This is a genomic window from Phaeobacter porticola (assembly GCF_001888185.1).
Lineage (GTDB): Bacteria > Pseudomonadota > Alphaproteobacteria > Rhodobacterales > Rhodobacteraceae > Phaeobacter > Phaeobacter porticola.
Genome location: NZ_CP016364.1, coordinates 3228002 through 3241933, shown reverse-complemented (window position 1 = coordinate 3241933; position 13932 = coordinate 3228002). Strand labels below are relative to the sequence as shown.

The 13932-nt window shown below is 54.1% G+C and carries 9 protein-coding genes, 3 tRNA genes and 3 rRNA genes; 13 read left to right on the top strand and 2 right to left on the bottom strand.

Going from position 1 to position 13932, the window contains the following annotated elements; genetic code table 11:
• Positions 1-169: 169 nt before the first annotated feature.
• Entirely contained in the window at positions 170-727 is a 558-nt protein-coding gene (locus PhaeoP97_RS15520; protein WP_072505837.1) for a hypothetical protein, read from the bottom strand.
• Positions 728-813: 86 nt separating this feature from the next.
• Positions 814-1308: a DUF302 domain-containing protein gene (locus tag PhaeoP97_RS15515; protein WP_072505836.1), complete on the bottom strand. Its 495-nt coding sequence runs from the start codon at positions 1306-1308 to the stop codon at positions 814-816.
• A 367-nt stretch (positions 1309-1675) separates the two neighbouring features.
• Here PhaeoP97_RS15515 and msrP point away from each other — a divergent pair, with 367 nt between their 5' ends.
• The 13 genes from msrP (at position 1676) to PhaeoP97_RS15450 (ending at position 13855) form a co-directional block, all read left to right on the top strand.
• On the top strand, positions 1676-2596 hold the full coding sequence (gene msrP / locus PhaeoP97_RS15510) for a protein-methionine-sulfoxide reductase catalytic subunit MsrP (RefSeq protein ID WP_072505835.1): 921 nt from the start codon (positions 1676-1678) through the stop codon (positions 2594-2596).
• Positions 2596-3192: a protein-methionine-sulfoxide reductase heme-binding subunit MsrQ gene (msrQ, locus tag PhaeoP97_RS15505; protein WP_072505834.1), complete on the top strand. Its 597-nt coding sequence runs from the start codon at positions 2596-2598 to the stop codon at positions 3190-3192. Before msrP ends, msrQ begins: the two co-directional genes overlap by 1 nt.
• An 854-nt stretch (positions 3193-4046) precedes the next feature.
• A 16S ribosomal RNA gene (locus tag PhaeoP97_RS15500) occupies positions 4047-5512 on the top strand.
• A 149-nt stretch (positions 5513-5661) separates the two neighbouring features.
• Positions 5662-5737: transfer RNA gene (locus PhaeoP97_RS15495), tRNA-Ala, on the top strand.
• Between the two features lie 25 nt (positions 5738-5762).
• A tRNA-Ile gene (locus PhaeoP97_RS15490) sits at positions 5763-5839 on the top strand.
• 420 nt (positions 5840-6259) lie between these two features.
• Positions 6260-9130 (top strand): 23S ribosomal RNA (locus tag PhaeoP97_RS15485).
• Between the two features lie 114 nt (positions 9131-9244).
• Positions 9245-9359 (top strand): 5S ribosomal RNA (gene rrf / locus PhaeoP97_RS15480).
• Together the 16S, 23S and 5S rRNA genes with 3 tRNA genes alongside form the textbook arrangement of a ribosomal RNA operon.
• A 179-nt stretch (positions 9360-9538) precedes the next feature.
• Positions 9539-9615, top strand: a tRNA-Met gene (locus PhaeoP97_RS15475).
• Between the two features lie 513 nt (positions 9616-10128).
• Positions 10129-10572, top strand: a complete 444-nt coding sequence (locus PhaeoP97_RS20545) for a hypothetical protein (protein ID WP_217525901.1) — start codon at positions 10129-10131, stop codon at positions 10570-10572.
• Between the two features lie 39 nt (positions 10573-10611).
• On the top strand, positions 10612-11628 hold the full coding sequence (locus PhaeoP97_RS15465) for a Mu transposase domain-containing protein (protein WP_237029020.1): 1017 nt from the start codon (positions 10612-10614) through the stop codon (positions 11626-11628).
• The gene (gene istB / locus PhaeoP97_RS15460) at positions 11625-12356 is read left to right on the top strand and encodes an IS21-like element helper ATPase IstB (protein ID WP_072503358.1); all 732 of its coding nucleotides are present in this window, start codon (positions 11625-11627) and stop codon (positions 12354-12356) included. Before PhaeoP97_RS15465 ends, istB begins: the two co-directional genes overlap by 4 nt.
• Before the next feature lie 282 nt (positions 12357-12638).
• Complete coding sequence (locus tag PhaeoP97_RS15455; protein WP_217525907.1) at positions 12639-13151, top strand: hypothetical protein; 513 nt, start codon at positions 12639-12641, stop codon at positions 13149-13151.
• Positions 13148-13855, top strand: a complete 708-nt coding sequence (locus PhaeoP97_RS15450) for a M48 family metallopeptidase (protein ID WP_072505833.1) — start codon at positions 13148-13150, stop codon at positions 13853-13855. The genes PhaeoP97_RS15455 and PhaeoP97_RS15450 overlap by 4 nt, the downstream gene beginning before the upstream one ends.
• The last annotated feature ends 77 nt before the right edge of the window (positions 13856-13932 follow it).

The window sequence follows — 13932 nt, the reverse complement described above, 5'->3', positions numbered from 1 at the left end:
ACATCCTGCCGAGACAATTTCCAGGAAAAGGCCTACCAGAAACGGTGGACCTTTTCACTTTTCGTCGTCACGGGGAATGCTGTTTGGTCAGCCATAAGAATGATTGCGGGATTTGGCCGCGATGCGTGCATCTGTGCCAGCGGGGAAACATTGCCTATGTATAAGCCCGCTAGCTGCCGTTTGCTGTCCGCAGAGCGTCCTTTCGGCGCAGCACAGTCATGCGCGGCTCCCAGTCGTAGCGGGGGTCCTGAGATGTGGCTGACCAGTAGAGCTTGCCGCCGTGACGCCAAGCGTCAATCACGATACCATTATATATGTCAGTGCCAACTGGCGCGACCACGGCGGTGCTGTGCTCGATGCGAAATCCGTTTCGCGGTTCGGCGATGGCGCGCAGGATAGACAGGCTTTGGAAATTCTCGCTCTGCAGCCGCGTCTGCATATCTTCGGCGTAGTGAAAGCACAGGCCCCGCTCTTTGACGCCACTGTTTACCAGCGTGTTGTGTAGAATGGGGGAGGTGGTCACCTCATATGCTGTAGCCAAGGCCGTAGCATGACGATAGGCGATTTGCGCGGCCCGTTGGGCTTCGGCGGGATCGATATCGGGGCCTAGGGTGGCAATCGCGTGGCTGAGCCGAGCAACATCCTCCCCACCGTCACCCAAACTGGGCGCGCAGGCACCAACAACAGTGGCCATCAGCAACACCAACGAAACGACAATGGACTTCATGCAGGATCTGCCTGGTGTTGATTACATCGACGCCCAGTATACCAAAAGCCTGGTCCAGACGCAGCCCGGAATTCGGCCGAACGGTCCTATTCCTCAATCGCCTCCAGCACGATGTCGTTCAGCAGAGTTTGGATCAACTGCATCTCCCCCTCGGGAAAGGCACGAAAGCCAATGGTTGTTGTCTCGCTGTCCGGTTGCTGGGCAACAAAGATGTCATAGGGGCAGAAGGTGATGTTCATCGGGCTTGCCTCCATCACCTGTCGCGACAAGCTGGCCGAGCAAAAAGAATACACTTCGGCCTGCTGAAACAACACCACATCAGATCCAACATCTTCGCGGGTGCGTTCCAGCATTTCGCCGACATGGCTGACGTGATCGACCACAAGCCCGCGATCAGTAATGGCACTTTCCAGTCCGAAGATCACATCGTCAAAGGCCAGGGTTGTTTCGTAACTGACCCTATCGGGTGTCCCTGCCTGCTCCGCTGCGGCAGGCAGGGCGGCCAGCGGAAGGGTGGCAGCGACAAGCGATAGGGCAGCAACGGCTCGGATTGCTGTCTTGAGTGCGATGAAGTTGGTCATGGTCCTCTCCCGATGTGATCATAGGTGACTTGCCCGCCCTGTAGACTGTGCCAAGTTGGGTCAGAACGGACGGGCCACTGGGGCGCCGTTCCATTATCATATAGCAGTTTCTGCATGGGTTTTGTGGCAAATGCCATAAAAACCCTCGCCGGTGCCGTCATCGCCGCTGAGATGCTGGATATGATTGCCCAGGCTATGAGGCGAGCGGGACGCCATATACGGATCATTAAAACGGGATGAGTGCGGCGGCCCGACCCACGAAGTGGAACCCAGGTTACAGCGCCATCGCGGAGACGTGAGAGGATATGTTTTGGACTGTGCCGCAACCTGCCTTAGGTCTTAGCAACGTACAAAAAGGAGACGCCGCATGGCCCACCGCTGGAAGAACAACCTGAGTGACGGCGATGTCACGCCCTATGCTGCCTTTTTGAACCGTCGTCAGATCATGGCAGGACTGGGCGGCACTGCGGGGCTGGGTCTTGCGGCGCTCGGTGGCACGACGGCGTGGGCGGATACCGCCAGGGCGCTGGAGCCGAACAGCTGGGATGATGTGACCACTTATTGCAATTTCTATGAGTTCGGGACGGGCAAGGGGGATCCTGCTGCCTATGCGGGCCAGATGACCACCAAACCCTGGAGCGTCGAGATTGACGGGTTGGTAGACCGTCCTGGCAGTTATTCGATGGCGCAGATCCTTGAGGCGATGACGCTGGAGGAACGGATCTATCGTTTCCGCTGCGTCGAGGCTTGGTCGATGGTGGTGCCATGGCAGGGGTTTGAGCTGGCAGATCTTCTGGCGCTCGCCGGGGTGCAGGGAGGCGCGAAATACGTCGCTTTTGAAACCCTCTACCGTCCGTCGGAAATGCCTGGCACTGCGTATAAGGTTCTGGATTGGCCGTACCGCGAAGGGTTGCGCCTTGATGAAGCGCAGCACCCGCTGGCGATCATGGCCACAGGGATCTTTGGTAAGCCGTTGCCAAATCAAAACGGGGCGCCGCTTCGACTGGTGGTTCCGTGGAAATATGGCTTCAAATCGATCAAGTCGATTGTGCGCATCACCCTGACTGATCAGGAACCGCCAACCAGCTGGAATATGGCCAATGGGCGTGAATACGGCTTCTACAGTAATGTGAACCCCAAAGTGGATCATCCACGATGGAGCCAGGCCACGGAACGTCGCATCGGTGGGGGGCTGTTTGCAGGCCGTGAACCCACACTGATGTTCAATGGCTACAAGGACGAGGTCGCCTCTCTCTATGAGGGGATGGACCTGGCACAGAATTTTTGATGCGACCGATCAATGAGGCGCTGCGCCGGATCCCGATCTGGCTGGTCTACGGTCTTGGCGTGCTGCCTGCGGGCGCTTTGTTCTATCAGGGGCTTACTGGCGCGCTTGGTCCTGAACCGATCAAGGCGCTGGAGCATGAATATGGCGAGCTGGCCTTGCAACTGTTGGTGCTCACCCTTGCGGTGACACCTCTTCGGCGTCTGACTGGACTGAACCTGATGCGGTTTCGACGTGTCACCGGTCTGCTGTGCTTCTTCTACGTAAGCTGCCATCTCCTTGTTTGGCTGGTTCTGGACGTGCAGCTTCTGGGGCAGATCTTGGCGGATATTCTCAAGCGACCCTATATCACCATCGGTATGGCGGGGTTTGTCCTGCTGCTGCCATTGGCGGTGACTTCCAACAACCTGTCGGTACGCCGTCTGGGGCCTAAGTGGCGCCAGCTCCATAAGCTGACCTATCCAGCAGCCCTGCTGGGGGCCTTACACTATGTCATGCTGGTCAAAGGGTTCCAGTTGCAGCCGCTGATCTACCTGGCAGTGATCGCGCTGCTCCTGGTGCTGCGCTTGGCACCCCTACAGCGGTTGAAACTGGCCTGAAGGGCGCTTGCCTGAAGAGTGTCTGCTACATCTGGGGCTGAAGGGCGGATTTTCCGGCCTGCGAGTCGGGTGGCTCACTACAAACCGTAGATCGACTCGTCATAAAGTGACCGCAAACAGCCCTGACTCGCATGTGAAACCGGTTGCACCTGTCGATTATCCCTGAGGTTACAGCGTTTGAGGCAGGCCGACAGGATGCATCAATGGGTGAGTATTTCGTAACCCTTTGTTTTTCTTGTATTTATAAAAAAGGATCGCAAAATATGAGTTTTCCATCATTTTGGTATTGCGGCTTTGTGTAACTCGCCTTAGAACCCCCTTCACCGGCGGCGCTGAGGCGCTACGGGGACACACTGGACGGGACGGCGGCGACGCTGGATTGGACGGGAAACGCGGCGGAGAGACGCTGGGACGGGCTGGAGAGACGGTCGGACACATCGGAGAGACGGTGGACATTTTGGAGATTTGGTTGGCGGGCGCGTCATGAGAGTGGCGCATCTGTTGGTTATTGTCTCTTGGTGTATGCTCTTTGACATTGATGAAATCTGAAGAGATATGTGGGCGGTTTGGTTCATTCGATGGATCAACCTCTTCATATCAACGCTTTTAGCAAGGCCTTTCGCTCTAGTAGCGATGTGGTTGCGCGATAATAAAGTGTCAGCTTCACTGTTTGTCGGCTTTCTGTACCTTTGGTACTGAAGCACGAGAAACAGAGAATGTTGGATGTTCGTTTCGAGTTCCTAGCCGGGTTCGAAGCCGTGCTGTTTGAGGCCCGTCCTCAAGTAGCGTTAGCGGTAGGACATTCAAAGATGTGCAGAGGTTCGAACGTCAAGGATACGCATGTAAGTGCGTTTCAACTTGAGAGTTTGATCCTGGCTCAGAACGAACGCTGGCGGCAGGCCTAACACATGCAAGTCGAGCGCACTCTTCGGAGTGAGCGGCGGACGGGTTAGTAACGCGTGGGAACGTGCCCTTCTCTAAGGAATAGCCACTGGAAACGGTGAGTAATACCTTATACGCCCTTCGGGGGAAAGATTTATCGGAGAAGGATCGGCCCGCGTTAGATTAGATAGTTGGTGGGGTAACGGCCTACCAAGTCTACGATCTATAGCTGGTTTTAGAGGATGATCAGCAACACTGGGACTGAGACACGGCCCAGACTCCTACGGGAGGCAGCAGTGGGGAATCTTGGACAATGGGCGCAAGCCTGATCCAGCCATGCCGCGTGAGTGATGAAGGCCTTAGGGTCGTAAAGCTCTTTCGCCAGAGATGATAATGACAGTATCTGGTAAAGAAACCCCGGCTAACTCCGTGCCAGCAGCCGCGGTAATACGGAGGGGGTTAGCGTTGTTCGGAATTACTGGGCGTAAAGCGCACGTAGGCGGATCAGAAAGTATAGGGTGAAATCCCAGGGCTCAACCCTGGAACTGCCTTGTAAACTCCTGGTCTTGAGTTCGAGAGAGGTGAGTGGAATTCCGAGTGTAGAGGTGAAATTCGTAGATATTCGGAGGAACACCAGTGGCGAAGGCGGCTCACTGGCTCGATACTGACGCTGAGGTGCGAAAGTGTGGGGAGCAAACAGGATTAGATACCCTGGTAGTCCACACCGTAAACGATGAATGCCAGTCGTCGGCAAGCATGCTTGTCGGTGACACACCTAACGGATTAAGCATTCCGCCTGGGGAGTACGGTCGCAAGATTAAAACTCAAAGGAATTGACGGGGGCCCGCACAAGCGGTGGAGCATGTGGTTTAATTCGAAGCAACGCGCAGAACCTTACCAACCCTTGACATCCTAGGACCGCCAGAGAGATTTGGCTTTCACTTCGGTGACCTAGTGACAGGTGCTGCATGGCTGTCGTCAGCTCGTGTCGTGAGATGTTCGGTTAAGTCCGGCAACGAGCGCAACCCACATCCTTAGTTGCCAGCAGTTCGGCTGGGCACTCTAGGGAAACTGCCCGTGATAAGCGGGAGGAAGGTGTGGATGACGTCAAGTCCTCATGGCCCTTACGGGTTGGGCTACACACGTGCTACAATGGCAGTGACAATGGGTTAATCCCAAAAAACTGTCTCAGTTCGGATTGGGGTCTGCAACTCGACCCCATGAAGTCGGAATCGCTAGTAATCGCGTAACAGCATGACGCGGTGAATACGTTCCCGGGCCTTGTACACACCGCCCGTCACACCATGGGAGTTGGGTTTACCCGAAGGCCGTGCGCCAACCTTTTCGGAGGGGGCAGCGGACCACGGTGAGCTCAGCGACTGGGGTGAAGTCGTAACAAGGTAGCCGTAGGGGAACCTGCGGCTGGATCACCTCCTTTCTAAGGATGTATCTAGCTAGATCAGAGCTTGCTCTGTCTCGTGATACACTTAGCATAAGATCAGTAATCAAAACTGATCACATCCGGACCAGGCCGTCCTCATATCTCTTCAGAACTGTCATGATTTTGCCCTTTGGCAGGATCAGCAAGGGGCCTTAGCTCAGCTGGGAGAGCGCCTGATTTGCATTCAGGAGGTCAGGAGTTCGATCCTCCTAGGCTCCACCACTCATGCGAAGGCCCTACATAGAATGGGTCGGTAGCTCAGGTGGTTAGAGCGCACGCCTGATAAGCGTGAGGTCGGAGGTTCAAGTCCTCCTCGACCCACCATTCTTCAGTATACGATTTGATCGTTAAGCATCCTGTGATGTTTAACCGTCCAATCGGACCGGATCGATGTTCCTTCGGGAAGGTTGATCACATTGACATCGTTTAGAGAGATACAATCAACAACACTGTTGGTCACCCGCGTAAGGGATCGACCTCAGTTTGGTGCTGATGACTGCTTCGGTGGTCTGATGCGAGCCTTTGCATTCCGCCCTTTTCCTCGGGCGCGCGAAGGTCTGCCGGATTGAAACCACAGTGTTGTCCAAGTCAAGTACACTAACCCGGTTCATATTCCGCAAGGTTTATGAGCCATTGTTCACTTCTTATGAAGTGAGCGGGAAAGTAATGCTTTTGGTTCAGAATAAAGCCGTAGTTTCTTACCAGCTTCTGCGGCGTGGCAGGTCACTGTCTTTTTCTGGACCAGATCAAGCGCGAGAAGGGCGTTTGGTGGATGCCTTGGCAGTAAGAGGCGATGAAGGACGTGATACTCTGCGATAAGTCATGGGGAGCTGAGAATAAGCTTTGATCCATGAATTTCCGAATGGGGGAACCCACCTGACAGTTTGTTATTGTGACTCTGCAGTTTGCTATGAGAGGCCTGTCCTCAAGTAGCGAAGCGGTAGGACATCAATAATGAGCTTAATCAGGTACTTAAGACCTGAATACATAGGGTTTTAAGAGCAAACCCGGGGAACTGAAACATCTAAGTACCCGGAGGAAAGGAAATCAATATGATACTCCCCTAGTAGCGGCGAGCGAACGGGGACCAGCCGAGCCTTGAGTGTGAATAGAATGTGTTGGGAAGCACAGCCATAGTGGGTGATAGCCCCGTATATGAAGCATGATAGGACGTATTAAGTAGGGCGGGACACGTGAAATCCTGTCTGAAGATCGGAGGACCACCTTCGAAGGCTAAGTACTCCTTACTGACCGATAGCGAACCAGTACCGTGAGGGAAAGGTGAAAAGCACCCCGACGAGGGGAGTGAAACAGTACCTGAAACCGAACGCCTACAATCAGTTGGAGGCCCCTTGAGGGCTGACAGCGTACCTTTTGTATAATGGGTCATCGACTTGGTCTCACAAGCAAGCTTAAGCCGTTAGGTGTAGGCGCAGCGAAAGCGAGTCTTAATAGGGCGAATGAGTTTGTGGGATCAGACCCGAAACCGAGTGATCTAGGCATGGCCAGGTTGAAGGTGCAGTAACATGCACTGGAGGACCGAACCCACATCTGTTGAAAAAGATCGGGATGAGCTGTGCCTAGGGGTGAAAGGCCAATCAAACTCGGAGATAGCTGGTTCTCTGCGAAATCTATTTAGGTAGAGCGTCATCCGAATACCCCGGGGGGTAGAGCACTGGATGGGTAATGGGGCCCCACAGGCTTACTGATCCTAACCAAACTCCGAATACCCGGGAGTACTAGATGGCAGACACACTGCGGATGCTAACGTCCGTAGTGGAGAGGGAAACAACCCTGACCTACAGCTAAGGCCCCTAATTCATGGCTAAGTGGGAAAGCAGGTGGGATGTCCAAAACAACCAGGAGGTTGGCTTAGAAGCAGCCATCCTTTAAAGATAGCGTAACAGCTCACTGGTCTAATTAAGACGTCCTGCGGCGAAGATGTAACGGGGCTCAAGCCATGAGCCGAAGCTTAGGATGCACATAGTGCATGGTAGCAGAGCGTAGTGTGACATAGTCTCATGTCTCCTTAGTGTCCTCGGGCACATTGGAGACGCGAGGCTTTCGATGAAGCGGGCGCGTGAGCGATCCCGTGGAGAGATCACTAGCGAGAATGATGACATGAGTAGCGACAAAGAGTGTGAGAGACACTCTCGCCGAAAGTCCAAGGGTTCCTGCTTAAAGCTAATCTGAGCAGGGTAAGCCGGCCCCTAAGTCGAGGCAGAAATGCGTAGACGATGGGAACTAGGTTAATATTCCTAGGCCAGGAGGATGTGACGGATTGTGAAGGTAGTTCATCCTTATCGGATTGAATGGGCTGCTGATCAGTTCCTGGAAATAGCCCTCCATGAGACCGTACCCTAAACCGACACAGGTGGACTGGTAGAGAATACCAAGGCGCTTGAGAGAACGATGTTGAAGGAACTCGGCAAAATACCTCCGTAAGTTCGCGAGAAGGAGGCCCAGTTCCAAGGCAACTTGGAGCTGGGGGCACAAACCAGGGGGTGGCGACTGTTTATTAAAAACACAGGGCTCTGCGAAGTCGCAAGACGACGTATAGGGTCTGACGCCTGCCCGGTGCCTGAAGGTTAAAAGGAGGGGTGAGAGCTCCGAATTGAAGCCCAGGTAAACGGCGGCCGTAACTATAACGGTCCTAAGGTAGCGAAATTCCTTGTCGGGTAAGTTCCGACCTGCACGAATGGCGTAACGACTTCCCCGCTGTCTCCAACATCGACTCAGCGAAATTGAATTGCCTGTCAAGATGCAGGCTTCCCGCGGTTAGACGGAAAGACCCCGTGCACCTTTACTACAGCTTCGCACTGGTATCAGGATTGTGACGTGCAGGATAGGTGGTAGGCATCGATATCGGAACGCTAGTTCCGGTGGAGCCTCCCTTGAGATACCACCCTTCGCACTCTTGATATCTAACCGCGGTCCGTTATCCGGATCCGGGACCCTGCGTGGCGGGTAGTTTGACTGGGGCGGTCGCCTCCTAAAGCGTAACGGAGGCGCGCGAAGGTTGGCTCAGAGCGGTCGGAAATCGCTCGTTGAGTGCAATGGCAGAAGCCAGCCTGACTGCGAGACTGACAAGTCGAGCAGAGACGAAAGTCGGCCATAGTGATCCGGTGGTCCCAAGTGGGAGGGCCATCGCTCAACGGATAAAAGGTACGCCGGGGATAACAGGCTGATACTGCCCAAGAGTCCATATCGACGGCAGTGTTTGGCACCTCGATGTCGGCTCATCTCATCCTGGGGCTGGAGCAGGTCCCAAGGGTACGGCTGTTCGCCGTTTAAAGAGGTACGTGAGCTGGGTTTAGAACGTCGTGAGACAGTTCGGTCCCTATCTGCCGTGGGTGTAGGATACTTGAGAGGAGTTGCCCCTAGTACGAGAGGACCGGGGTGAACGATCCACTGGTGGACCAGTTGTTATGCCAATAGCAGTGCTGGGTAGCTATGATCGGACAGGATAACCGCTGAAGGCATCTAAGCGGGAAGCCCCCCTCAAAACAAGGTATCCCTGAGGGCCGAGGTAGACCACCTCGTCAATAGGCCGGAGATGTAAGTGCAGCAATGCATTCAGTTGACCGGTACTAATCGCCCGATAGGCTTGATCTGTTCCAGTAACAGACAGTGACACAAGAACCAAAAGCAAAACACAAAACTTGGACTTCATGTCGATTGTATCTCGACGATCTCATAATAGATCGTCGAAAAATGGATTTTTCTCGGTTTGGTGGTCATAGCGCAAGTGAAACACCCGGTCCCATCCCGAACCCGGAAGTTAAGCACTGTTGCGCCGATGGTACTGCGTCTTAAGGCGTGGGAGAGTAGGTCACCGCCAAACCTAGTAAAATCCATAACTCTAAAACGATATTACTAAAGAATACCCTTCAGACCAAATAACCCTGAAGGGGAAACGCAGTAGTGCTACCCGCAATACTGCAATAGTCCTCAACCGCAACGATCAGCGATAGGACAAACAAATGGGCTCAAATAGCGTAAGCAATAGCCCAACCAAACTGTCGCGGGATGGAGCAGCCCGGTAGCTCGTCAGGCTCATAACCTGAAGGTCGTAGGTTCAAATCCTACTCCCGCAACCAACTTAACCTGCGAAGCGCCCTCCGGGGCGCTTTCGTCGTTTTGGACAAGACCTAGAGCGGCCTTGTGCGCTTCGATTGCAGCGTTGGTTAGTTGCGATTTGGACTTCGTTTCGTCTGACAGAGCCAGTATTCCAGCCAGACTGCCGTGAAGATCAGACACCAGACGGTTTTCGCTTTCGTCAGGTGTCAGCACGATCTTCTCGATGAGGGATCGAACAGCATCAATCGCTTCGGCGCGATGCTCTTGCGAATTCAATGTTTCTATCAGCTGCCCCACTTGGACACGATATCTGTGAGACATGTTTGGATGCAGGAGCGGGGGCGATTCTTCCACGTCCTCCAACAAGGCTTCAAGTTCTACCCTGCGGTTCTCCAAAGCGTGCATCTTGTCCTTAATGTGTGAATCGGCATGCGAAATTGACCCACTTAGGTGGGTTATGAGCGAGTAAAATTGACCCACCTGTTTCGTTAACATCCGCGCTTCAAGTGCGGAGGAAAGAGCAGGTGTTATTGATGGAAAGTGTATCGAAGATCCGTCTGTGGGTGCTGGTTGAAGGGCGCAGTATCCGGTCTGTTGCGCGGGCGACGGGATTATCGCGCAACACGATCAAGAAGTATTTGAAGGATGAGAGCCCGCCGAGCTACCAGCGCCAGGCTCCACCGGTTCGGCACAAACTGTGCAACGGGTTTGATCTCCGGCTTCAGGAACTGTTCGATCAGGACCAGAAGCGACCACGTCGGGAGCGGCGAACGGCCCAGAAGCTTTATGAGCAGCTCGTGGTGGAAGGCTACACCGGGTCCTATTCTCCAGTTCAGCGATTTGTCCGCGATCTGAAGCGGGCTGGCGCCGGTTCTGGCGATGCTTTTATCCCCCTGCATTTTGCTGCTGGTGACGCCCTTCAGTTTGACTGGAGCGAAGAACGGGTTGTCCTGGGCGGCGTTGAACAAAAGATCTAGGTTGCCCATTTCCGCCTGTGCCACAGCCGCAAGCCTTTGGTGATCGCCTATCCCGGCGAAGCCCAGGAGATGGTTCTGGATGCTTTTGTGCAGGCACTGTCTTTCTATGGCGGGGTTCCACGACGGGTGATCATTGATAACCCCAAGACCATGGTGACCTATGTGTCCCGCTCGAAGGACCGGATATTCCATCCCCGGTTCCTGGCTCTGATGAACCACTATGTGATGGAACCTGTTGCCTGCACGCCCGCAGCGGGTTGGGAGAAGGGGCAGGTCGAGAACCAGGTCCAGTTTTTGCGCGGCCGGTTGTTTGTGCCCAAGCCTGCCTTTGAAGATCTTGATGCGCTGAACAACTGGTTGCGCCTGCGCTGTGAAGAACTGGCCAATCGTCCCCATCCCGAACAGCAGGATCGCACGATTGCCGAGGTGTTCGAAGACGAACGCGCCGAGCTGCGCCCCTTGGGTCGGCCTTTTGACGGCTATGTTGAGAAGACGGTTCGTGTCCGATCCACTTGCCTGGTTCAATATGCCAGCAACCGCTACAGCGTCCCGTCCCACTTTGCCGGTCAACATGTGTCGCTGCGCGCTTATGCGGGCCGGATTATGCTGGTGTCGGGCCAGGATATCATCGCCGAGCATAAGCGCCGCTTCACCCGCAACGTCAGCTACTTTGAACCCTGGCACTATGTTCCTCTGCTGGATCGCAAGCCCGGCGCCCTACGCAATGGCGCACCCTTCGTGGACTGGCAACTGCCTGAGGCCATGCACCAGATCAGGGAACATTACATGGCAGACAAGGGCGGGGATCGGGAGTTCGTTGATCTGCTTCTGCTCGTCCAGGATCACGGGATCGAGGTTGTCGAGATGGCTTGTGAACTGGCCGTGGCACAAAACACCCTCCGCCTGCCCGCCATCATCAACCTGATTAACCAGTTGGTGGAGCCGGTCATCACGCCGCTCAGCGAAGCCTATGCCTATCCGCAACTGACCCTGCGACCCGAGGCCGACTGCAAGCGCTATGAGATCCTGTGCTCGACTGAGGAGGTTGCCGCATGAACGCCCTGATCGACCAACTGACCGCCCTGAGGTTGCACGGAATGGCAGCTTGCGCACATGATTTGCTGTCCGCGCGCAAGCCACCAAGTCTGACCACAGCGATAAAGCAACTGATCGACGCGGAGACTGTAGAGCGGCGGGCGCGCTCTATCCAGTATCAAATGAGGATCGCGAAGTTCCCCCATCATAAGGACTTCGCCACCTTCGATTATGGTGCTGCCGCCATCACCCAGACCCAGATCGAACCGTTCTGCACAGGGCAGTTCACCCAAGAGGCGCACAACCTCATCCTGGTGGGCGGAACCGGCACCGGCAAAACCCATATCGCCATCGCTTTGGGCACCACCCTGATCACCAACGGCAAGAAGGCACGCTTCTTCAACGCCGTCGATCTGATCAACGCCCTGATCAAGGAACAGGCCGAGGGCAATGCCGGGAAGATCATCCGGCAACTCTCGGCTCTGGATTGCGTCATCATCGACGAGCTGGGCTACATCCCGTTCCCCAAGTCTGGCGGAGCATTGCTGTTCCATCTGATCAGCAAGCTCTACGAGAAAACCAGCGTCATCATCACCACCAACCTGGAGTTCGGAGAGTGGGTCTCGGTCTTTGGCGATGCCAAGATGACCACCGCGCTGCTGGATCGCGTCACCCACCATTGCGCAATCATCGAAACCGGCAACACGTCCTATCGCTTTGCTCAGAGCAAAAGCCGCAGAGAAAAGTAACCGTCCCGAAAGCAAAGCCCCCAGACGGACTCGCTATATGAGGGCGGCCCGCCTGGGGGCTTTGCGCCACATGGGGTGGGTCAATTTTAAATGCTGAAACCGGGTCAACTTTGAACGCTCATTGACAGTGATGCCGGTGAAAAGGTAAGGCAACTTATCAACGAGCATCTAATCAGCCTTGGAATCAACCCAAAAGTCGCTCCCGTCGAACTTTTGGCTGAAGATTTTATCTTGAACCTCAATAAGCATTCCGAGGGTAATGAGGAGGCCAAGGCGAGCGAAATGGAACATGCAATTCGGAAGCATTGCACCGTTCACAACGATGAAGATCCTGCATTCTACAAAAGCTTGTCTGAGAAAGTTGAAAACCTTTTGAACAAGCACCAAGACGACTGGGTAAAGCTCACAGATGACCTCGAAAAAATCCGTGCTGAAGCGCAGCATGGCAGGAAGTCTGGACAAGACGGCATGAGCAAGGAAGCAACAACCTTCTACGAGCATATTGCAAACGAGGCTTTTGAAGATGGCGTGGTACCAACCAGCGCGAAGCCAAGAATGAAAACCCTTATGGAAACCATTGTCGCGACGATGCAGGACAGTATCGGCAGCATCGATTTTTGGAACAATGCAGACAAGCAGAAGAAAACGCGCAGCGAAATTAAAACGGCGCTCACTCTCACAGAAATACCTGAACTCAAGTCAAACCGAGAACGCATAGCTATCGAGGTGATGAAACTGGCAAAAAACAGGCATAATGACCTATTGAATGACGTATCAGGAGGTGCTGCTCGATGACTCCTAGACGCGTTGGCGACATCGATTATCACCTCTTGCCTGGTACAGAGAGAAAAACCACTGACATCGTAATCGAACGTGATGGTCAGGTCGTTGTGCGTCCACCCGCGAAACTAACCCACGAGCAGGTTGACGAGCTTGTAGCCAGCAAGCGCTTTTGGATTTATCGAAATCTAGCTGAATGGCGGGATTTAAACGCGACAGCGGTAGTCAGGGAATGGGTCAACGGCGAGGCATTCCTTTATCTCGGTCGATCCTACCGGCTTTCTCTCCAGACAGATCAGGAGTGTGACCTGAAGCTCAAAGAAGGGCGGTTTTGCTTAAAACGTAGCTTGATTGATGAACATGGAGTTGATGCCGCAAGGAAGGCGTTTGAGACGTTCTATGCAGCGAAGGCAACACGGCGGATCAATGATCGGGTCGCGTTCTTCGCTCCAAAAGTAGGGGTTATGCCAAAGAGCGTTTCGATAGGTAACATGGCTTACCGTTGGGCAAGTTGCTCTAGAGACGGCAAGCTTAATTTTAATTGGAAGTGCATGATGGCGACGCCGAAGGTCATAGATTACGTTGTTGTTCACGAGCTTTGTCACATGCACGTCCAAAATCACTCAGACGCATTTTGGAATGAGGTCGATAAAATCCTCCCGGACTTTGTGGAGCGAAAAAAATGGCTTAAGAGGCATGGAGCTGCGCTAAGCGTTTGAATGAGAGTAGTACGAAAAGGCGTCGGTCTGGAACAAAATGCCGAGATGTAACCAACAATAAAAGTACTTTAGGTCGA